The sequence below is a fragment of the Streptomyces sp. NTD91 genome (assembly GCF_059510455.1).
In genome coordinates this window covers 1-21243 of the sequence record NZ_JCAJZW010000042.1, presented here as the reverse complement: position 1 = coordinate 21243, position 21243 = coordinate 1, and the positions used below count along the sequence as shown (strand labels likewise).

18 protein-coding genes and 1 pseudogene are annotated in these 21243 nt (G+C 71.2%); 3 read left to right on the top strand and 16 right to left on the bottom strand.

The window, feature by feature from the left end; all coding sequences use genetic code 11:
- Nucleotides 1–41: 41 nt before the first annotated feature.
- From AC5WRT_RS31180 to AC5WRT_RS31115, 14 genes are all read right to left on the bottom strand, one after another.
- Nucleotides 42–842: a glycosyltransferase family 2 protein gene (locus tag AC5WRT_RS31180; protein ID WP_496097463.1), complete on the bottom strand. Its 801-nt coding sequence runs from the start codon at nt 840–842 to the stop codon at nt 42–44.
- On the bottom strand, nt 839–1879 hold the full coding sequence (locus AC5WRT_RS31175; RefSeq protein ID WP_496097462.1) for a right-handed parallel beta-helix repeat-containing protein: 1041 nt from the start codon (nt 1877–1879) through the stop codon (nt 839–841). Before AC5WRT_RS31175 ends, AC5WRT_RS31180 begins: the two co-directional genes overlap by 4 nt.
- Before the next feature lie 10 nt (nt 1880–1889).
- The gene (locus tag AC5WRT_RS31170; protein WP_496097461.1) at nt 1890–3452 is read right to left on the bottom strand and encodes an oligosaccharide flippase family protein; all 1563 of its coding nucleotides are present in this window, start codon (nt 3450–3452) and stop codon (nt 1890–1892) included.
- On the bottom strand, nt 3415–4251 hold the full coding sequence (locus AC5WRT_RS31165) for a YveK family protein (protein WP_496097460.1): 837 nt from the start codon (nt 4249–4251) through the stop codon (nt 3415–3417). The genes AC5WRT_RS31170 and AC5WRT_RS31165 overlap by 38 nt, the downstream gene beginning before the upstream one ends.
- Nucleotides 4252–4302: 51 nt before the next feature.
- Nucleotides 4303–5418 carry a non-hydrolyzing UDP-N-acetylglucosamine 2-epimerase gene (wecB, locus tag AC5WRT_RS31160; RefSeq protein WP_496100815.1) on the bottom strand — a complete coding sequence of 372 codons (1116 nt, stop codon included), beginning with the start codon at nt 5416–5418 and terminating at the stop codon, nt 4303–4305.
- Between the two features lie 4 nt (nt 5419–5422).
- Nucleotides 5423–6682: a nucleotide sugar dehydrogenase gene (locus AC5WRT_RS31155; protein ID WP_496097458.1), complete on the bottom strand. Its 1260-nt coding sequence runs from the start codon at nt 6680–6682 to the stop codon at nt 5423–5425.
- Complete coding sequence (locus AC5WRT_RS31150) at nt 6682–7452, bottom strand: WecB/TagA/CpsF family glycosyltransferase (RefSeq protein ID WP_496097457.1); 771 nt, start codon at nt 7450–7452, stop codon at nt 6682–6684. The genes AC5WRT_RS31155 and AC5WRT_RS31150 overlap by 1 nt, the downstream gene beginning before the upstream one ends.
- Entirely contained in the window at nt 7449–8621 is a 1173-nt protein-coding gene (locus AC5WRT_RS31145) for a hypothetical protein (protein WP_496097456.1), read from the bottom strand. The genes AC5WRT_RS31150 and AC5WRT_RS31145 overlap by 4 nt, the downstream gene beginning before the upstream one ends.
- Nucleotides 8622–8914: 293 nt before the next feature.
- Entirely contained in the window at nt 8915–9514 is a 600-nt protein-coding gene (locus AC5WRT_RS31140; protein ID WP_496097455.1) for an acyltransferase, read from the bottom strand.
- A complete protein-coding gene (locus tag AC5WRT_RS31135) occupies nt 9511–10515 on the bottom strand; it encodes an SDR family oxidoreductase (RefSeq protein ID WP_496097454.1) in 1005 nt (334 codons plus the stop codon). The genes AC5WRT_RS31140 and AC5WRT_RS31135 overlap by 4 nt, the downstream gene beginning before the upstream one ends.
- Before the next feature lie 35 nt (nt 10516–10550).
- Complete coding sequence (gene rfbB / locus AC5WRT_RS31130) at nt 10551–11546, bottom strand: dTDP-glucose 4,6-dehydratase (RefSeq protein ID WP_496097453.1); 996 nt, start codon at nt 11544–11546, stop codon at nt 10551–10553.
- Nucleotides 11543–12610: a glucose-1-phosphate thymidylyltransferase gene (locus AC5WRT_RS31125; RefSeq protein ID WP_496097452.1), complete on the bottom strand. Its 1068-nt coding sequence runs from the start codon at nt 12608–12610 to the stop codon at nt 11543–11545. The genes rfbB and AC5WRT_RS31125 overlap by 4 nt, the downstream gene beginning before the upstream one ends.
- Before the next feature lie 261 nt (nt 12611–12871).
- A complete protein-coding gene (locus AC5WRT_RS31120) occupies nt 12872–15043 on the bottom strand; it encodes a TerD family protein (protein WP_496100814.1) in 2172 nt (723 codons plus the stop codon).
- 94 nt (nt 15044–15137) lie between these two features.
- Nucleotides 15138–15710: a dihydrofolate reductase family protein gene (locus AC5WRT_RS31115; RefSeq protein WP_496100813.1), complete on the bottom strand. Its 573-nt coding sequence runs from the start codon at nt 15708–15710 to the stop codon at nt 15138–15140.
- Between the two features lie 444 nt (nt 15711–16154).
- Here AC5WRT_RS31115 and AC5WRT_RS31110 point away from each other — a divergent pair, with 444 nt between their 5' ends.
- Complete coding sequence (locus AC5WRT_RS31110; protein WP_496100812.1) at nt 16155–16604, top strand: hypothetical protein; 450 nt, start codon at nt 16155–16157, stop codon at nt 16602–16604.
- Between the two features lie 71 nt (nt 16605–16675).
- Here the strand turns inward: AC5WRT_RS31110 and AC5WRT_RS31105 are convergent, their stop codons facing one another.
- Nucleotides 16676–17020, bottom strand: coding sequence for a hypothetical protein (locus AC5WRT_RS31105; protein ID WP_496097448.1), 345 nt, complete (start codon nt 17018–17020; stop codon nt 16676–16678).
- A gap of 369 nt (nt 17021–17389) precedes the next feature.
- Here AC5WRT_RS31105 and AC5WRT_RS31100 point away from each other — a divergent pair, with 369 nt between their 5' ends.
- On the top strand, nt 17390–18673 hold the full coding sequence (locus AC5WRT_RS31100; RefSeq protein WP_496097501.1) for a phosphatase PAP2 family protein: 1284 nt from the start codon (nt 17390–17392) through the stop codon (nt 18671–18673).
- Between the two features lie 382 nt (nt 18674–19055).
- Here AC5WRT_RS31100 and AC5WRT_RS31095 read toward each other — a convergent pair.
- Nucleotides 19056–19955, bottom strand: a pseudogene (locus tag AC5WRT_RS31095) (LysR family transcriptional regulator); the annotation flags it as partial.
- Between the two features lie 80 nt (nt 19956–20035).
- Here AC5WRT_RS31095 and AC5WRT_RS31090 point away from each other — a divergent pair.
- Entirely contained in the window at nt 20036–20974 is a 939-nt protein-coding gene (locus AC5WRT_RS31090; protein WP_496100828.1) for a DMT family transporter, read from the top strand.
- Nucleotides 20975–21243: the final 269 nt, after the last annotated feature.

Here is a 21243-nt window from a genome sequence, read left to right as displayed (position 1 = left end):
ACCTGACGTCGGAGCGGAAGAGATGTGGAGTGCACGGGCTGTCACCAGTCCGTGTAGAAACTGGCCGGGTTCACCAGGTACCGGACGGTGGGGTGCGGCACGTGCAGCACCCGGTGGCCGCGGCCGTAGCGTCGGATCAGCTCCCAGTCCTCCCGGGGCAGCACCTCGGGTGTCCGGCGCAGGCGGCTGAAGCGCAGGGAGCGGGTGCGACGGGCGACGAAGGCGTTGGTGTCCAGGAAGGCCTCGCGCCCGGCCCGGCGCCGGTCGAAGGGCACCGACAGGACGTCCTTCTCGCTTCCGTCGGGCAGGACGCGGCGCAGCGCCGTGTAGACGCCGTCGGGACCGCCGGGGGACTCCAGGACCGCCAGTGCCCGTTCCAGATGGTCGGGCTCCCAGAGGTTGTCGTCGTCCAGGAACGCCACGTACCGCGAGCGGGTGAGGCGGATCCCCACGTTGCGCACGACGCCCGCCACAGCGGTGTTGCGCGCCAGGGACACGGCGAACAGCCGTGGATCGTCCGGGAGTTCGGGCAGCCCGGCGCCGTCGTCGACCACGATGACGACCTGGTCGCGCACCGTCTGGTCCAGCGCCGAGCGCACCGCGGCGCGCAGCGCCTCGGGGCGCCGGTGGGTGGCGATCACCGTGGCGACCAGCGCCGAGGGCGGTGACGGCAGGCCGGCGGCCAGCCGTCGGGCCTCGGCGTCCTCGACGCGGCGCAGCCGCACCGCGGAGGGCGCGAGCAGGACCTTGTTCCTGGCCTCGAAGAGCACCAGCCAGCCGAACGCCGCCTTGAGCAGCGTCCAGGGCGCCCGTGCGACCCGGCGCGTCAGGGCCCGGCTCACGAGGCCGGCTCCGGGGCGACGAGCCGGCCGTCGGACATCCGGTTGTTCCGCCACACGTTTCCGGCGCCGCCCGCGTTCCAGTGGCCGACCACGCCGTAGCCGCCGGAGGCGGGGTGGTACTGCGCCGAGAAGATGTTGCCGGTGACCTTGATCCCGGTGGCGCCCTTGTCGCCGCCGTAGAGCGCGTAGGCGCCGCCGGCGATCCAGTTGTGGTCGACGGTGACGTTGCGGACCACCCCGGTGTCCGCGAACAGCCCGATGCTTCCCGAGGCCCCCTGCTTGAGGCCGGTCGGGTTCAGCAGGGTGTTGTGGCGGATGATCAGCTGCCCGGTGTTGCCGCCGCCGCTGATCACGGCGTTCGTGTGCTGCCACTCACCGCCCTGGTTGACGAACGGGACGATGTCGTGGACGTAGTTGTCGTGCAGATGACCCTGCCCCATGGACAGGGCGTCGCCGAACACCGAGACGTCGCACCAGCCGACCTCGATGGAACTGCCTCCCATGTTGGACACCGCGTAGTCCACGCCGCCGTTGTCGGGCCCCTTGCCGGGCACGGCGGTGATGGTGGAGTGCAGCACCCGCAGGCCGTGGTAGCCGGGGCGCAGGTTGACACCCCACCAGTTGTCCGACGTGATCCTCGAGTCGATGACGGTGACGTCGTTGGCGTAGATGTCGAGGGAGCCGGTGATGTCCCAGCCCCGGATGACGAGCCCGTCGGTACGGACGGCCAGGTAGCCGGTCTTGTGGGGCTTGAGAGGCACGCGGGGACCGGTCGTACGGGCGTCGGGGAAGCCGCAGGCGCCCGCAGACGCGCATGCGGTCCCGGCCGCGGCGCCTGGGGAGGCGCCGTCCGTGCCGGACGTCGCGGAGGGCTGTCCCGGCGCGGACGGCGATGCGGCCGGGCGTGCCGACGCCTTGCCGTCCACGGGCGAGGGACGGGCGCTCGGGTGCGTTCCCGAGCAGGCCACGCCGAGAACCGCGAGTAAGACGGCGAGCAGCAGCCCCGCGATCGGGCTGCGGCTGGTACGTCGTGGCATCAGGCTCACCTCATGTCCTGTCGTGGGATGCGACCGGTGCGGACGACCGGTGCCGGCCGCGGTGGGGCCGGTCGGCGCGGGCGGTCCCGCGCAGGAAGTCCCGGCTGGGCAGGACGCACACCGTGTAGCCGGCCAGGGCGAGCGTGCCGAGGGCGAGGAGCGCGAGCCGGCCGTCGCCGAACGGGCGCTCCAGACCCAGGATGATCGCGGTCATCACGGCCCCGCCGAGGAAGGGCCACGCGCAGGCCCTGGCGATCCGGCCGAGGCCGATGCCGCCCCGGCCGAGGGCGATCAGGAACACGGGCACCACCAGGCCGCCGGCGACCAGCACATGGCCCTGCGAGACGCCGACGATGCCGTTCAGGCGGGCGGCGACCAGCAGCGCCGGGACCAGGGCCACCAGCCACAGACCCTGCACCAGGAAGAGCGCGCGACGCTGTCCGACCGCGACCAGGCAGTCATAGGCGAGTTCGCTGCCGATGCGGATCAGGCCGAGGGCCATCAGCCAGGGCAGCGCGGCGGCGGCGGGGGCCCACTGGCTGCCGTAGATCAGCCGGATGACCGGCTCCGCCAGGGCGGCCGGCAGCACGCACAGCGGGACGGTGCCGGTGATCAGCACGCCCAGGGCACGGCTGAAACCCCGGGCGAGCGCCTGCGGTGAGCCGGCCAGGCGGGAGAACCCGGCGAAGGAGACGCGGCGGGCCGCCTCGGAGACGATCCGCACCGGCCAGCCGGAGATGTTGAAGGCGAGCACATAGAACCCCAGGGACACATTGCCCAGCGTGGCGCCCACCACCATGGTGTCGACGTTGACCACCGCCAGGGCCAGCAGACTCGCCCCCGCGAGCGGAAGCCCGAACCTCAGCAGTTCCCGGGCCTGTCGGGAGTCCCAGCCGTATCGCAGGGTGCCCGGTGCCGCGAGACAGCAGCCGATCAGCGTGACGACGTTGCCCACCACGGCTCCGACGGCGAAGCTCATCGCGCCCCGGCCCTCGAAGGCCAGCAGCAGCGTCACCGCCGTGCCGAGCGCGAAGTTGAGTCCGTCGATGATCACGCGTCTGCCCTGGGCGAACTCACGGGTGAGGAAGCCCCCGGGCACCTGCGCCACTCCGTCGATCACCACGCACAGGCACATCACCCGCAGCACACCCGAGGCGTCCGGCGAGCCGAGCAGGCCGGCCACCGCCGGCGCCGCCGCGAACAGGGCCGCGTACAGCAGACCGCTGGAGAGAGTGCTGAGGGTCAGGACGGTCGGCGCGAACCGCCGCGCGTCCCCCTCCCAGCGCACGATGGCCAGGCCCACGCCCAGCTCGTTCGCGGACAGCAGGACCAGCAGCACGGTCTGGGCGACGCCGTACACGCCCCAGGCCGCGGGGCCCAGCGCGAAGCGGGCCAGTACGATGCCCGTCGCGAAGTTGCCCAGGCGCAGGACGACGGTGTTGATCAGGCTCCACCGGGCCGCCGATCGGACCTTCCTGCCGAGGGAGTCGGGAGCGGCGGGTGCGGGAGCGGGAGGAGCGGGGGCACCGCTCGTCTCACCGGTCTCGCTCTCCGGTGCGCGGGCGGTGTCCATGAGTCGACTCCTCGTCGAGCGGCTCGGCGGCGGACGCCACGGCCATGGCGTGCCGGGGCGCAGGGGGCTCTGCGGCGGCCGGCCCGTCCTCGGCGGACCGGGACCAGCTCGGCTGCCGCCGGATGGCGAGCGTCTCGTCCACCGCCGACTGCCCGGCCGAGGGGACGGGGACGGACGTCTCCTGCTCCGCAACGGGCCTGTGCGGCCGTCGGCGCGCCTCCACGTAGAACACGGCGACCAGGCTCAGCACCAGACCCAGGCACCCGGCCATGACGAGGTACTCGATCCGGGTCTTGGTCTGCGCCACCGGGTTCTGCGGGGGCACGACGGTCGTCATGCGGATCATGGCCTTCGGGGCGACCGACTGCTGTTTCTGGAACTGGTCCAGCCGCTCCTTGGCATAGGCGGTCAGAATCCTGTCCGAGGCCAGGACCGCCGCCTTGTCGGTGCCGGTGACGGTGAGCCAGAGCAGCGGCCCCTGAGCGTTGTCGGCGAGCTTGGCCGTGAACGTGCCCGTGGCACCACGGGACTTCAGGTCCCGGATCGAGTCGTCGGAGTTGAGGTTGCGGGCCAGGCTGTCGGCCATGCCGGTGAGCGAGGTCTGGGTGCTGAGGAAGGGGTTGCCGTCGTAGGCGACGGTGGCCTTCTGGGAGTTCAGCAGTACCACCGTGCTCTGCGACCGGTAGGCGACCGGAACCGTCACCGTCACGCCGACGACCAGTCCCGCGGCCAGCAGCAGTGCGGGCAGCAGGACGTACCAGCGCCTGCGCATGACACGGAAGATCTCAGCGAGATCCATGGTGGCCCCCCCAAGCGACCTGACGTTCGACGAGCATATGTTGCAAGCGGATCATATGGGGAGCGTTTGGGCGGTGGGCCTGGGACGCGTGCTCGCCGTGCCTCCCTCCAGCAGCACCCCGGCGATACGGTCGCTCGCCCGACCGTCCCACAGGCCCGGCCGGCGCGGCGCGGGCGGATCGTCCAGCACCCGGTTCACCGTGGCCACGACGCGTGCGGGATCCCGGCCGGCCAGCACGTTGGTGCCCTGCTCCACGGTGACGGGCCGCTCGGTGTTGTCCCGGAGGGTCACGCACGGCACGCCGAGCGCGGTGGTCTCCTCCTGTACGCCGCCCGAGTCGGTCAGCACCAGACGAGCGGAGTCCTGCAGGGCGATGAAGTCGAGGTATCCGGCGGGCGGGACGAGCCGTACACCTGCGGGGACGCCGATGTCGGCCAGCCGCCGGGACGCGCGCGGGTGCACCGGCAGCAACAGCGGGCAGCGGCCGGCGATCTCGCCGAGGGCCTTCAGCAGCCCGGCGAGGACCTCCGGATCGTCCACGTTGGCGGGCCGGTGCAGGGTCACCAGGCCGTACTCCCCCCTGGTCAGGCCGTAGCGGTCGAGGATGCCGGAGGCCCTGGCCCGGTCCAGGTTGGCCAGCAGCGTGTCGATCATGACGTTGCCGACGAGGTGGATCTGGTCCTCCCGGTGACCTTCGGCGCGCAGGTTCTCCACGGCGTCGGGGGAAGGGGCCAGCAGATGGTCGCTGACGCGGTCGGTGGCCACGCGGTTGACCTCCTCGGGCATGCTCCAGTCGCGGCTGCGCAGGCCCGCCTCGACATGGGCGAGCAACGGCCCGGCCTTGGCCGTGACCAGGGCGCAGGCCAGGGTGGAGTTGATGTCGCCGACCACGACGACGATGTCCGGGGACACCTCGGCGAGCAGGGGCTCGAACGCGGTCATCACCCGGCCGGTCTGCTCGGCGTGGGTGCCGGAGCCGACGCCGAGGAAGCGGTCCGGGGGACGGATGCCGAGGTCGGCGAAGAACATGTCGTTCATGGCCGGGTCGTAGTGCTGGCCCGTGTGGACGAGCAGCACCTCGGCACCCCGGCGCTCCAGGGCGTCCATCACCGGTTTGATCTTCATGTAGTTGGGGCGCGCGCCTGCGACACAGATGATCCGTGGCATGGTTTCAGAGCACCTCGATGGTGGGTCCGGACGCCAGCCGCCGACGGCAGTCGAGGACGAACGGGGCGTGCTCGGCGATGAGTTCGTAGTCGAAGCTGTCGTGGTCGGTGAGCAGCACCACGACGTCGGCGGCCGCCAGCTCCTGGGGCGTCGGGTCGACCCGCACCAGCCGGGTGTCCACCGGCAGGCTCTCCACGACATGCGGGTCGGCCGCCTTGACCTGCGCCCCCATGTCGAGCAGCAACTGGGAGATGCGCAGGGCGGGCGACTCGCGGGCGTCGCCGGTGTTCTTCTTGTACGCCAGGCCGAGCAGCAGGACGTGCGAGCCGTTCACGGAACGGCGTCGCGCGTTGAACAGCTCGCCGATGCGACGGGCCACGTACTCGGGCATGTGGTTGTTGATGTCGTTGGCCAGCTCCACGAACCGGAAGCTCTGGCCCAGTTCGCGCTGCACCCGCCAGGACAGGTACGACGGGTCGATCGGCAGGCAGTGGCCGCCGACTCCCGGGCCGGGTGTGAACTTCATGAAGCCGAAGGGCTTGGTGGAGGCGGCGTCGACGGCCTGCCAGACGTCGATGCCCAGGTGGTGGGCGAACATCGCGATCTCGTTGACCAGCGCGATGTTCACATGGCGGAAGGTGTTCTCCAGCAGCTTGGCGAGTTCCGCCTCCTTGGGCGAGCGCACCGGCACGGTGGTGTCGACGAGTCCGGCGTAGAAGTCCTGAACGGCGCTGAGCGAGGCCGCGTCGACGCCGGAGACGACCTTCGGGGTCTTCTCGAAACCCCAGACGGTGTTTCCGGGGTCGATCCGCTCGGGGCTGTAGCCGAGGTGGAAGTCGGTGCCGGCGGTGAGCCCCGAGCCGTCCTCGAGGATCGGCGCGAACAGCTCCTGGGTGGTGCCGGGATAGGTGGTCGACTCCAGTACGACGGTGGCGCCGGGCCGCAGATAGCGGGCCAGGGCGACCGCCGATTCCTTGATGTACCGCAGGTCGGGAGTGCCCTCGTGCAGCGGGGTCGGCACGGTCACGACGGCGACGTCGAAACCGCCGCAGTCGCGGGCCGCGTCGGTCGCGCGGTAGGTGCCGGCGTCCAGCGCCGCGCGGATCCGCTCGGAGGACACGTCCTCGACGAACGACTCACCGGCGGCAAGGCTCTTGACCCGCCGCGCGTCGACGTCGTAGCCGATCACCTCGTGTCCGACCTCGGCCGCGCGGATGGCCAGCGGCAGGCCGACGTATCCCTGTCCGACCACGACGACGCGCATCAGTGACTCCTGTTCGCTGGAGCGGGCGACGGAGTGAGCCGGATGAACTCACGCGCCGTCATGAGGACGAAGGCGGCGTTGGTGGTGAGATAGCGCCGGCCCAGGCGGCGCGGCTCCTGCAGCGCGCGGTACAGCCACTCCAGACCCCAGCGCTGCCAGGACCGGGGGGCGCGCCTGGTGACGCCGGCCAGGATGTCGAAGGAGCCGCCGACCCCGTGGACGACGCGGGCCCCGGTGCGCGCGCCGTAGCCGGCGGTGAAGATCTCCTTCTTCGGCGAGGTCATGCCGAGGAACAGCATCCGGGCCCCGCTGCGGGCGACCGCGTCCGCGACCTCCTCCTGCTCGGAGTCCTCGAAGTAGCCGTTCCGGCTGCCGGCCACCCTCAGCCGGGGGAAGCGCTCGGCCACCCGGCGCAGCATCTCCTCCAGCACCTCCTGCCTGGCGCCGAGGAAGTACACCGGCATGCCCGCCGACTCCGCCTCGGCGAGCAGCCGTAGGAACAGATCGATACCGGCCACCCGTTCCGGCAGTGGGGCGCGCAGTATCCGGCCGGCCCAGACCACGGCCTGCCCGTCGGCGAGGACGAGATCACAGCCGGACACGGCACGGGCGAGCCGGGGATCCCGCCGCATGTTCACCAGCTTCGCGGCGTTGACCACCCCGATCTCCAACTGCCGGTCCTCCCGCACCGCTTGCAGACACCGCTGTACCGTCTCGTCCATGGTCAGCGGGTCCAGCTGGATGCCGAACAGTGTCTGACGCCGCCTCATATGCGGCCCCCCTGCCAGGCGTGGAGCATCCAGCCGAACTCGTACGGCCGGCATTCGTGGTCCACGGACAGGGGCCGGTACATCCGGTCGAGGGTCTTCAGCCGCAGGCCGGGAGCGACCCGGGTGCCCAGCCCCCGTGCGGCGCGCACCGCCTTCCTGGGATCGCCCCGGTGGACCTTGCGCCAGGTGACGCCGAGCGTGTCGAGGATCAACGGCTCGTGGTGCTCGGGGCGTTCGGCGAGTTCGGGCACGTCCGTCATCCAGCGCAGGCCCTTGCGGACCGCCGCGCCGAAGTCGGTGCCGCCGGCGTCGGCGAGGTCGAACAGCGCGGTCGGCGCCATCGCGTGCTGGTGGACGCTGTAGACCGGGTAGCCCTCGATCACGCCGCCGGTGCGCGCGTCGTAGTGCCACCACCACTGACCGCCCTCGCCCTGCACCGCGCAGATCCGCGCCGCACACGCCTCGGCCGCGGCCAGCGCCTGCGGATCGCCGCCCGCGTCAGCGCCGGCGTGTGCGCGGGCCAGCGCCTGCAACGGGTACGTCTGGTCGGCGAAGCAACTCACGTGCGCCCGGTACCAGGGCACCAGTCCGGGGGCCGTGGCGTGCGGGAACAGCGGGCTGTCCCCGATCCGGCACCGCAGCAGACGGTCACGGGCCGCGGTGAGGCGGCTCTCCACGTCGACCGTGTCGCGAGCCGCCGCGAGCGCGGACAGCACCCAGGCGGCCTCGACGGTGTACTGGGGCCGTCCCGCTTCGTCCAGGGCATCGACCCGGGCGAGGGCGTCGGACAGTTTGGGGTGCCCGGTCTCGGCGGCGGCCCATGAGATCAGCGCCGCGTCACCGAGGTTGGTCACCGCGGGCAGGGACTCGACCAGCAGACCCGTGAACTCCTCGGCGGTGCGGCCCCCGAGCACCGCCCGCTGGCGGTCCTCGGGCAGGAACCGGGCCCCCAGTACGGTGATGGCCGCGTACCGGGTGCTGGTGCCACGCCGCTCCAGGACCCAGGACCCGTCCGGTGCCCGCCGCCCGGCCATGGTGAACGCGAAGGTCTCCGAGCCGGGGAGCAGCATCGACGGAAGCCCCGACTCGGCGACGGAGAGCAGGCGTTGGGCGAGCGCGAGCAACGGCGGTTCCTCACGACCGAGCGCCGCCAGACGTGTGATGGTCATCTTCTGGACACACCGACCCCCCTGTGGGTCCTCTTTTTGCGCAGGCTTGTGATCGCCGCGTCGCGGAAGGCGACGCGGCGGAGGGAGAACGTCGAACGTCAGCCGTCAGCCGTCCGAGCGGTCGTCACTCCTCGCTTCGGACACAGGTGTCTTCACCCGGAAACCCCCCCTGGGCACTGGTTTTGTGCGCTCACTGTGCCTGGTCTGCACAGTTCGCACACATGTTATGCCTGCACGTGTTCGAGGCGCGGTGTTTTGGGAGAATCGGAAAGTCGTACTCATGCGCTGTGCGCTCAGGGGCGCTCGACGAGCTCGCCGTCCTTCTCGTCGTACCGGGCCCCCGTCTCCGGACACTCCCAACGGCCCGGCTCTCCCTCCCGCTCGACCAGCCGTACGCCGGCCCGGCCCACCCAGCCGATCCGGCGCGCCGGGACGCCCGCCACGAGCCCGAAGTCCGGCACGTCCCGGGTCACCACCGCACCCGCCGCGACCAGTGCCCAGTGCCCGATCCGTACGGGAGCCACGCACACCGAACGGGCGCCCAGCGACGCCCCCTCGCCCACGACCACCGCGACGGGTTCCCAGTCGCCCCCACGCTTCAGTCTTCCCTCCGGGTCCACCGAGCGGGGGAAGTGGTCGTTGGTGAGCACCGCCGCCGGGCCGACGAAGGCCCCGTCACCGAGTACGGCGGGTTCGTACACCAGTGCGTAGTTCTGAAGCTTGACGTTGTCGCCGATCCGCACGCCCGGGCCGACGTACGCTCCCCGGCCCACGATGCATCCGCTGCCCAGCCGGGCGTCCTCCCGTATCTGGGCCAGGTCCCAGACCGTCGTGCCGGCACCGATCGTGGCCGTCTCGTCGACCTGAGCGGTCGGCTGGATCCTGAAGTTCACCGCGCTGAACCCTTCTTCTCGTCGAGCAGAGCCGGAAACGCCGTCCGCAGTGCCTCGCGCCAGGGACGGATCGGCGCGATCCCCGCCCGGCGCCGGCGGCCGTGCCCCAGCACGCTGTACGGGGGGTGGGGAGCGGGCCGGGCCGAGGCGGAGCCGGTGGTCGGCCGGACGCGTCCCCGGTCCGCGCCGAGCAGATCTCCCGGCCCAGGCCGAGTCAGATCGTCCTGCCGCCGCCGGTGCCGTGGCAGACCCCGGCGGGCGCGGTTCCGGCCAGGGGGTTTCGTTCGGATCAGGTCGGCCGGGCCGCGGCGTCCGATGCGGTGCGTCGCACGGCGGAGGATCACCCGCGTACCGGGCGTCCTCGGGGGGACCGAGACCGCGGCGAGGTGCCGTGCCGGGCGTCGCAAATCCCGGCCGATCCGAACGGAACCCCCTGGGGCGGCCCGTACCAGCCGGTCCGCGAGGTCCGCCGTCCGGATGGGCCGCCCGCGCTGGTCGTCGACCACGTCGACGGCGTCACGGGCGGACGTCGGCCTGATCATCGCGTCGGCGAAGTTGCCGCCGCCCGCCCCGCACAGCCACGCCGTGCCTACGACGTACCCGGCGTCGGGCAGCGTCGCCGGCACCGCCTGTGCCACCACCGGCTCGGTCCGTCCGTGCGCACCGCGCGGCGCGGCCGGGGCGTCCTCGGGGTACGGACGGGTGCCGTCACCCGCGAGCACGTGGTCCGTCGAGACCTGGATCAGCCCGACGTCCGTGCGCGCACACGCCTCGTCGAGGTGGCGGGGCCCGTCGCCGTTGACCGGCAGCGCCTGCGCCTCACGCGCCTCGGCGCCGTCCACGGCCCTCCACGCGGCGCAGTCGACCACGATCCGCGGCCGGTGCGCCGCGAGGGCGCCGTGCACGACTGCCGCGTCCAGGGTGCCGAGACCGCCGCGATCCAGGCCGACGGCCGTGTCACCGTGCCTGCCGAGCCGCTCCACGACGTCCTGTCCGAGCATTCCGTTCCCTGTTCGTCGTCGGAAAGGGGGCTGCGCTACAGCGCCGCGCGTGCCTTCAGCGGCTCCCACCAGGCGCGGTGCTCCCGGTACCAACGCACCGTCTCCGCAAGGCCGGTGGCGAAGTCCCTGCGGGGTGCGTAACCCAGCTCCTCGCGGATCTTCGTGCAGTCCACGGAGTAACGGCGGTCGTGGCCCTTGCGGTCGGCGACGTACTCGACGCTGGTGTCCCAGTCGGCCCCGCACGCCCGAAGCAGCAGGGCGGTCAGCTCCTTGTTGGACAGCTCGGTGCCGCCGCCGATGTTGTAGACCTCACCGGCGCGGCCCTTGGTACGCACCAGTTCGATGCCCTGGACGTGGTCGTCGATGTGCAGCCAGTCGCGGACGTTTCCGCCGTCGCCGTACAGCGGGACCTTCCTGCCGTCCAGCAGGTGGGTGATGAACAGCGGGACGACCTTCTCGGGGAAGTGGTGGTGCCCGTAGTTGTTGGAGCAGCGGGTCACCCGTACGTCGAGGCCGTGGGTCCGGTGGTGGGCGAGGGCGATCAGGTCGCTCGACGCCTTGGAGGCGGCGTACGGGGAGTTGGGCCGCAGGGGGTCCGTCTCGGGCCAGGATCCGCAGTCGAGGGAGCCGTACACCTCGTCGGTGGAGATGTGCACGAACGGGCCGGTGCCGTGCCGGAGAGCCGCGTCCAGCAGGGTCTGGGTGCCCAGGACGTTGGTGCGGACGAACTCGGCGGCGCCCAGGATCGAGCGGTCCACATGCGACTCGGCGGCGAAGTGGACCACCTGGTCGTGCTCGGCGAGCAGCTCGTCGACCAGGGTGGCGTCGCAGATGTCACCCTGGACGAAGGCGAACCCCGGATGGTCGCGCGCCTCTTCGAGGTTGGCCGGGTTGCCCGCGTAGGTGAGCTTGTCCAGCACCGTCACCGCCACATCGCCCGGGCCCCAGGGGCCGAGGAGCGTGCGGACGTAGTGCGAGCCGATGAAGCCGGCACCGCCGGTGACCAGAATTCGGGTGGACGCGGTCGTCATGACGCGATCTGCACCTTGCTGTGGTCGCCGAGGACGAGACGGTGGGCGGCGGGTTTGCGGGGCGCGGGAGTGACCTCGACGTTACGGCCGATGAGGGAGGCCTCCACCCGCCGGACGCCGCTCACCGAGGAGTCGCGCAGCACGATCGAGTACTCGATCTCGCTGTCCTCGATCCGGCAGCCACCGGCTATCGAGGTGAAGGGACCGACGTACGAGTCGGTGACCACGGTGTTCGCGCCGACGACCACCGGACCCACGATCCGGCTGCCGGTGACCTTCGCCCCGGCCTCGATCCGCACCCGGCCGATGATCTCGCTGTCGTCGTCGACCGTCCCGTCGATCCGGCGCTCCAGGGTCTCCAGCACCGAGCGGTTGACCTCGAGCATGTCGGTGACGTTGCCCGTGTCCTTCCAGTACCCGGAGATCGTCGTGGAGCGCACATCGCGTCCGGCGTCGATCAGCCACTGGATCGCGTCGGTGATCTCCAGCTCGCCGCGTGCCGACGGCTCGATGGCGCGTACGGCCTCGTGCACCGCGGGGGAGAAGAGGTACACGCCGACCAGCGCGAGTTCGCTCTTGGGGTGCCGGGGCTTCTCCTCCAGGGCGATCACCTGACCGGCCGCGTCCAGCTCGGCCACTCCGAACTCGGTGGGATTCGGCACCTTCGTGAGCAGGATCTGTGCATCGGGCCGCTCGGCGCGGAAGGACTCCACCAGCTCCGTGATGCCACCGACGACGAAGTTGTCGCCGAGGTACATCACGAAGTCGTCCTCACTCAGGTACTCGCGGGCGATCAGCACCGCGTGGGCCAGCCCCAGCGGTGCCTCCTGGGGAATGTAGGTGACGTCGAGGCCGAACCGGGAGCCGTCGCCGACCGCCTCGCGGATCTCCTCGGCGGTGTCCCCCACGATGACCCCGACCTCGGCGATGCCCGCCTCGGCGATCGCCTCGAGACCGTAGAACAGCACCGGTTTGTTCGCGACCGGTACCAGTTGTTTCGCCGAGGTATGGGTTATGGGGCGCAAACGGGTACCTGACCCACCAGACAACAAAAGTGCCTTCATGTGCTCACCCTACTTATGCCGGACTCGCCGACGGAGGGATTCCGCTCACCGTGTGCCCTGTGGGCGGGGCGGCCCCTGCGGCACGGGCAGCGATGGCGCACCGAGGTCCGGCGTGGGAGAGCGCTGTCGACCTCCGGCAGCCCCGGCTGGTGCGGGACCGCTGGAGGCCACAAGCATGCGGCGAGGAGAGCGAAGAGGCTGGATTCAAGGAGTGGTGAGAAGGAAGCCCCTTCATGGCCTCGCCGCGACCGACGTTAGCAGTCAGGCGGGGATCAGGTCGCGCAGATTTTCCGGCGTGATGACCCGGGACTTCGGGTGCAGCCCCTCGGGGCGGTCCAGACCGAGGTAGGTGACCGGACCTGCCGGGAGCGTCTTCCCGTCCCACACGGCGACGGTGGTCCCCCCGTCGGCCATCAGGTCGACCAGGTGGCGGACGGTGAGCTGTTCGCGCTCGACGACGGCGCGCAGCAGCGTCGCGACCGTCACCCGGTTGCTCTCGACCCGGTTGGACGTCGGCATCCCCTTCAGATACAGGTGCAGCCACCTGGCACGCCACCGGCCGTCCGGCCCCCGCAGAAACGCCAGCGGCAGCGCGACCCGGCCCGGACCGCGCAGCTCGGACTTCATGCGCACGGTGCGCGGCTCGAACGGCCGGCCCTGCTGCGCGGACTCGCGCAGCATGAACCCGAAGAACGACTCTTCGACCTCCTCGAAGCCCTCCCCCGAGAAGATGTCGACCTGCGGCACGACGCAGTCGCCCCGCACCGCGCCCAGCCGCAGGTCGATGAATTCCGAAGCCCCTTCGGGCGCGTCGGTGATGTCGCCGGAGTGCTCGCCCTCGACGTCCCGCAGGTTGGTGTACGACAGCCAGGAGACCGTCGCGTACTCGGCGTCGAGCAGCAGTGCCGACAGGTCGAAGTCGGTGCTGCGCTCGGTCTGCTTCCAGTGGACGAAGAAGCGCAGCAGTTCACCGTCGACGGGGGACACCGAGCCGCGCGGCAGCACACCGAGCCCGGCGGCGGTGGCCTTGCCGCTCAGGGGCAGTGCCACGTCCAGGACGTCCGGGTCGAGCACCATGTGGTCCACCACCGGAAGTCGGCGGCGCAGCTCCGCGTCGAGCACGGCGACCAGCCGCTCGCGCTCGGGCGCGGGCACCGGCGGACGGGTGTCGTCGGTGACCCAGGCCCGGCCCAGGCGATTGACGAACACCCGCCGCGCGCCGGTCTCCCGACCGCGGTTGTGCAGGTGCTCGCGCACCGACAGCAGCACCCGGCCGGCGACCTCGGGCGCGGCATGCTCGGCGGCGGCCACGACGGCGTCGCGCTCGTCCTGGGTGCGGGCGGTGCGCAGCAGCCGGTCCAGGGCACGGAACAGCTTGCCCGGGGCGGACGTGAGCAGTTCGGCCGCGCCGGTCGTGTCCCCCGCACCGAGCAGTTCCTCCACGCGGCTGTCCAGGGCGCGCGCCGTCTTCTCGCCGCGGGCGACGGCGAACACGTCGGCGGCGTGCGGCCACTGCGGGTACTCGTGGGGATGCAGCCGCTCGCCGAGCCGCTTCCACATCTCGCGGTGCGCGTGCACGTCGGCGAGCTTGGCCGGCTCCGCGGCCACGACCGCGTCCAGGCCCGCGAGCAGCGTGCGGCGCACCGGGCGGGACAGGGTCCGCAGCCGAGTCGGTTCCTGGAGGGTGACGTCACCGACCGAGAGTGCGCAGGCCAGCCGGAGCACGTCGGTGACGGTGTCCAGCAGCAGGTCCGAACCGGCCGTGAGCCGGGCCCGGTTGAGCACGGCTCGCGTCTCCCGTACCGGGATCCGGTCGGGCTGCGGCCCGGTCACGCAGTGACCGGCGAGGTCGTGCAGATCCCGCAGGGCGTCCTCGCCCAGCGGCGTGCTGCTGCCCGCCAACGCCAGGTACAGCTCGGTGAGTTCGACCTCCACGCTGTCGACGAGGTGCAGGACCGTCAGGCGGTCCCCGGCGGCGGCGATCAGCTCGTCGTGCCGGGCCAGCATCTCGGCGTAGGTGTGCCGGTAGGTGCCGTACGAGGGGAGCGTGAGCAGGTCGACCAGCCCGGTGCTGAGCTGCTCCAGCGTGCCCGCGCGTGTCCGGTCGTCGGCGAGGGCCCCGGCGATGCAGGTCATCCAGAAGTCGAAGGTGTCGGGCACGTTGGCCGGGAAGTCGATGAAGTACACGTTGTGCCGGACATGGTCGCCGACCAGCTCCCGCACGGTGCCCAGCGTCGCCACGGCGGTGTCGGTCACCGCCGGCGCGGACAGCCGCGACAGATGCTCGAGCAGCTCGGCCGAGAGCTTGAATCCCATGGACATCAACGCGGCGTCGAACTGCCGTGCAGCGACGGCGCCTTGCCCGACGGGGCCCACGGGCGCGGGGAGGCGGTGGGTGTGGCGGACGACCAGGGATTCCAGGGGGTGGACCATTCCGGCATGTTCCCAAGGCGCCGTGACCGGGCGCACCCGGTTTTCGCGGCCACCTCGTCGGCGCGTACGCCCTGCGGGCGGGGCCACGACCCGGTCAGTGGAGCACGTCGAAAACCTGCTTCTGCAGCCCGTTGGCGTAGACCTCGTGTTCGGTCAGCCTCAGCTTCTGGGCGTCCTTGTCGGTGCCGCTGAACAGGCGCTTGCCCGCGCCGAGTAGGAGGGGGAAGACGAGGAGGCGGTAGCGGTCCACGAGACCGGCGTCGGAGAGGCCGTGGTTCAGGGAGGCGCTGCCGTGGACGATGATCGGGCCGCCCTCGGTCCGCTTGAGCGCGGCCACGTCCTCGAGGGAGCGCAGGAGGGTGGTCTCGCCCCAGTTCGGCACCAGGTCGTCGTCGGTGAGGGTGGTGGAGACGACGTACTTGGGCATCGACTTGTAGTCGGCGAATTCCTCCAGGTCGGGCCATACGGGACTGAACGCCTGGTAGCTGACCCGTCCCAGCAGCATCGCGGCGGCTTCCTTCCGCTCCCGGCCCTTGATCTCGTAGGCCTCGGGAAGGAAGTCGACGTCCTTGAACGTCCAGCCCGCGTTGCGGTAGCCGGACTCGCCGCCCGGGGCCTCGACGACTCCGTCGAGCGAGACGAAGGCGGTGCTGATCAAAGTACGCATGGTGGCTCCTGTCACATCGGGACGGTTTCGCTCAGCCACAGCCTGCTACCGACAAAAAAAACTGTCAAGATAATAATGATTGTCGGCTGCTCGATGTGCCACTCGCTTCGAGGGGAGGCTCCAGGTCGGTGCCTGGGCATGCGCGTCGATCGCCTCGCTCCTCATGGGCGGAGCCTGTGCGCGCCCGCCGCCCAGGCAGGCGAGGAGTCCGCGCATGCGGAGTGTTCTCCTGGGAGGAGAGGGCCATCCGGTGACGCCTGGGCCGGGCCGCTCCTTCCGGAGCGGCCCCGGACGTACACGGGCGGTTCCGGTGCACGGGCGGTTCCGACGCGCGCCGCGGAGCCGCGGAGGCCGGGTGCGGCTCCTGCGGCTGCCGCCGGATAGCGTGACCACGTGGAGCTGAGCACGCGTACGAGAACTTGGACTCGCCCCGTCGTCGCCCTGGTGGTGGCGCTGCTCGGGGTGGGCATCCTGGCCGCGAACATCGTCGACGTGGTTCAGGGAGATCACCGGATTTCCGCGCTGCGTGCACATGGACGCCGGGTCCTCGGCGACGCCTACGTCCAGCACGCGTGCTCGTCCGGTCGCGGCGCCGGGTGCTCCGCGAGCGCGGTGTGGCTCAGCTTCCACGACGCCGAGGGGCTGTCCCGGTTCGCCATCGAGCCGCGCCTGGCCCACTCCCTCTACGTACCGAGCGGCCCGAGGGACGCCGAGGGCCACATCCGCACCACGGTGGTCTACGACCCCGCGAACCCGGACGACGCGCAGGCGGCCGGTGTGCTCCGCTGGAACGCGTGGAACCTGATCGAGCAGCGTTGGCTCGCTCTCACCCTCGGCGCGGTGCCGGCCGTGGCCGGCTCGGCGGCACTCGCCACCCGACGCCTCCGCGCCTGAACGGACCGACGCCGTCGCGGATCCGGCGGAGCGGCCCCGCGCCCGGGCTTCAGCTGCCCCGGTGTCCACCGTCAAGGAGAAGCGCCGGCGGCCCCGAGCAGTGTCACTGCGTACGTGCCCAACATGAGGGCCCACGCGAGGACCGGCCCCGCGATGAGGAGGAGCGCCTTCGGTTGCACTCCGTGCATGGGCGCGCGGATCTGCTCGAAGACGTGCAGGTTGAACTGCTGTGGCATCCGTCGGTCATCGTCTTCCGAGAAGCCCGCGCGGACGACGGCCAGGACACAACGAAGTGCGTAAGCCTGCCAGAGCGGCAGGTCGCCGGTGCGTCCCGGCCATCCAGGCCCTCCGAAGCCGATCGACGCGACCGGTACAGCGCTGAGGGCGAACGCCGGCACGAGTGTGAGGGTTCTCATCACCCGAGGGGCGTTCTCTTCATGCCGTACGAAGGACTCCAGGGCTCGACGAGCGCTCCCGTCCCGCGGAACTCCCGACGGTGCACGCGGTCTCCCTGCGGGCCCCGTTCGGCCTCCTCGGTCGCCGGCGGCCCGGAAACCGCAGCCAGCGAAATCCACCCGTTCCGCTCCGGTAACATGATCGAACTCATGACCAGCGCCCTCATCGCTCGCCCGGCACATGGAAATCCATGCGAACCGGCGTGAAGGGGTGACCTGTTTGGACAACACCTAACCGCATCGGCCGGACAATTGATACCTAGAGCATCGCGCGTGATGTCGCGAACGAACGGCAGAAATCAGGTCGCCGCGTGGCGTCGACCACGGGTGATGCTGCGGGCCGCGGCAGTCGTGGTGACCCTCGGATTCCTCGTCACGCTGGAGATCGCCGCGCGTCACTACGGCTTCCCGGGGCCGGTCACCAACCAGGCGAAAGAGGTGATACTGCCTCCGAAGTCGGGATTCCTGTTGTACGCCAGTATGGCGTTGATGATGGTGGTGCTCACCTGGCGGGAACGATTCGTCGCGGCCGGAGCCGCGATCGGTGTCGATGTCGTCTTCTTTCTGGTGCGACGGGCGGTGGGCTTCACCGTCACCGACGGCCATCCCTTCGGCAACGGCGCGTTGTGGGTGATGCTGGGCTGTGCGGTCATCGCTGTCACGCGCCGCACGGGTGTGGAACGCGCCCTGCTGCTCAAGGGCGTCGGGCTGGGCCTGCTGCTGGTGACCGGCCGCAAGGCCGGCGACACCTGGCTCCTCATCACGTCGAAGACGCGCCCGACGGTGCTGGACCAGTACGTGGCAACCGTCGATCACGCCCTCGGCAACCCGTCCTGGACGGCCGGCCGGATCGTCGCGGCCACCGGCCCGATCGGCGCCCATGTGCTCGACTACGTCTACATTCAGCTCGCCGTGGCCGCGGCGGTCGTAGCGATGTACCAGCTGCGCCGTGTGGCAGTCGAGCGCCGCTTCCCGCGCCACCATCTGGTGCGCACCTTTCTGGTCATCGGTCTCCTGGGGCCGGCCGTCTACATGGTCTTCCCGGTGGTCGGACCGGTCTTCGCCTACGGCTCCGACGGCGGGCACTGGGCGCTGGCCGACCTGTGGCCCCACACTCCGCCGCCGGTCCACACCCCGCACCCGATGGCGTTCGACGAGATCACCCCGCGCAACTGCATGCCCAGCCTGCACACGGCGTGGGCCACGGCGATATTCGTTCATTCCCGCAAGGGCCCGCGGATCCTGCGTTTCGCGGGCACGTTCTGGCTGATCGCCACGCTCGCCGCGACGCTGGGATTCGGTTACCACTACGGCGCGGATCTCGTCGCCGGCGTGGTCTTCGCGCTCACCATCGAGGCGGCCCTGCGCTCGCTCGAACGCGGCTGGGACCGGTCGGGAATCCTGCTGGTCGCTCACGGCGCACTGGTTTTCGCCGTACTCCTCGTGACCTATCGCTATCTGCCCATGGAGATGGCCGGACACCCGTGGGCGTTCGGGCCACTTCTCCTGCTGACGATGGCCTCGGTGATCCACGGCTACATACGCACGACCAGAGTGTGGGAGCCGGACACCGCGCCCGCACTGAGGCCGGAACCGCAACCCGAGCCCGTGTGAGCCGGGCCGCACCGGAAGACGGCTCGGGAGGGCGACCTGACCGATGCCGCCGGAAACCGCGGAAAGGGCCGCGGGCCGAGGTCCTTTCCGGACGGCAGCAGTACTACGCGGACCGTCCCGGGCCGTGGAGCGCCGCGATGTCTTCGGGGGAACCCCACCTGCTGTGGGCCGGATCCTGCGGCCGGCCGTCGGGCGCGTCCTGCCATTTCAATGCGGCACGGCAGATCCAGGCGGTGACGGGCGCCCCGCACCGCGGCTGACGCCGGCGCCGTGTCCGAGCCCACGCTTCTCGGAAGCTCTCCGCGTCACCCGCGCGACGGCCGTCCCGACCCCGCCCGTACCGTCGCCGAGGTGCCGGCATCGGGGAAGAGGTGTCCTGGCTGTCCTGGCTCCGGATCTCCGCGGCGGCGCGGTGCAACTCGGCGAGGATGGTTCGGACGGCCCGTCGCGCGGTGTGTTCCGGCCGGTGGAGGACGTCGATGTCGCGTCGGGCGTGGACCTCGGCCAGCGGTCGCAGGACGATGTCCGGGTGCTCGCGTGCCGTCCATCGTGGCATCAGCGCCAGGCCGCCGCCCGCGGCCACGACCTCGGCGGCCACGGCGAATTCGTTGATGCGGTGGGCGATGTGGAGGCGGCGGTTGGCGACACCGGCGATGGCTTCGACGGTGGACATGAGCGGGAAGCCGTCGTGGACGGTGATCCAGGGCTGGTCGGCCACGTCGCGCGGCAGGAGCACCGTCTTGGAGGCCAGCGGGTGGCCGGTCGGCACGGCGACATCGAGCGGCTCCCGCAGCAGGGTGCTGGTGGTGACGGAGCGGGGCCAGGGCGGGCTGTGGTCGAGGCGGTGGGCGAGAACGAGGTCGTGGTCACGGGTGAGGGCGGGGAAGCGGTCCTGGGCGACATCCTCGTCGGCGAGAGCGAGCCGTGGGTGGCCCGGTCCGCTCAGGCTGCGCAGCAGCAAGGGGAAGAAGGCGGAGGCCGCACTGTGGAACGCCGCCAGCGACATGTCGCCGTCGGGCTGCTCGGTGAAGTCGTTGATGGTGCGCCGTGCCCGGGCCAGAGCCGTCTCCACCTCGATGGCCGCCCGTGCCAGGGTCTGCCCGGCTTCGGTCAGCACCACCCGGCGCCCGGCACGCTCGGTGAGCGGGACGGGAACGGAGCGCTGCAACAGGCGCAGCTGCTGGGAGATCGCGGAAGGCGTCACGTGCAGTGCCTGTGCGACGGCACTGACACTGCCCAGCTCTCCCAGCTCCCGCAGGATGCGAAGCTGCCGCTCGTCCATGCGGACAGTGTAGGAGTGCTACAGCCTTGTTTTAGAAGCTGGTGATGGTCTTCAAGATCCTGATGGTGCAGCGTGGGGCCATGCCTGTCGAACGCCGCACCGATGCCGTACTTTTCCTGATCGCGCTGGTCTGGGGTTCCAGCTACCTGGCGGCCAAGACGGCGACCGGGGCGCTCCCGGTCACCACCGTGCTGTTCGCCCGGTACGTGATCTCCGCTCTCGCGTGCGGGGTGCTGGTCGCTTCCCGCCGCCGGGCGCCCGGCTGGAGTCGCGCTGAGGTCCGCGCGGGGTCACTGCTGGGGGTCACGCAGGCAGCCGTTCTGGTACTGGAGACCTACGGGGTCGCGTACACCAGCGCCGCGAACGCCGGGTTGATCATCAGTCTGACCATCGTGCTGACGCCGCTGCTGGACCGGACCGCGAGAAGCCGCAGACTGCCCTGGACGTTCTTCGCCGCCGCCGGCCTGTGCGTGCTCGCCGTCGGGCTGCTCACCTCCGGTACCGGACTGCACGCCCTACGGCTCGGTGATGCCCTGGTGCTCGCCGCCGCGGTCGTACGGGCCGGGCACGTCGCGCTCGTCGGACGGCTCACCGCCCGCCGCCCTGTGGACCCGCTGCACCTGACGACCGTGCAGACCGTCGTCGGCTCGGCGCTGTTCCTGGCACCCGCCCTCGATCACCTGCCCGGCCTGGCCCACAGCAGCGTCACCACCTGGTCGCAGCTGATCTATCTCGCCCTGTTCTGCAGCGTGTTGGCCTTCCTCGCCCAGACCTGGGCCGTACAGCGCACCTCCGCCAGCCGGGCCAGCCTGCTGCTGGGCACCGAACCGGTCTGGGCCGTCGCGATCGGGGTCGGTCTCGACGGCGAACGGCTCACCGCGTGGGCCTCCCTAGGCGCTGTGCTCATGGTCGCCGGGACGTACTGGGGCCAGGCCGTCGAACGGATCCAGCGCACCAGCACCGCCACAACCGCGGAAGAGGACAGAACGCACCCCTCCCCGACACCTGTCGGCGTCTGATCGTTCGGGAATCACCCCGACCAGTCCCCCGAGCAGGCGCCTGCCGGAACCGCTGTCCGCCAGTGACCCGACGGCCTCCCGGCGGGCCTCAGGGCCTGTCCGACCATTCGCGTCGTTGCCCGAAGGGCGGCCGCGCGGCGTCAGGCGCGTGCTCTCGGCGTGCTGGCCCGAGGCCCGCGTACTGGGCGTACTCGGGTCCGGGGCCGGTGCGGCGAGAGTGGGTGCATGGTGTCGCGCGGCAGACGAACGGGAATGGTCGGACAGGCCGG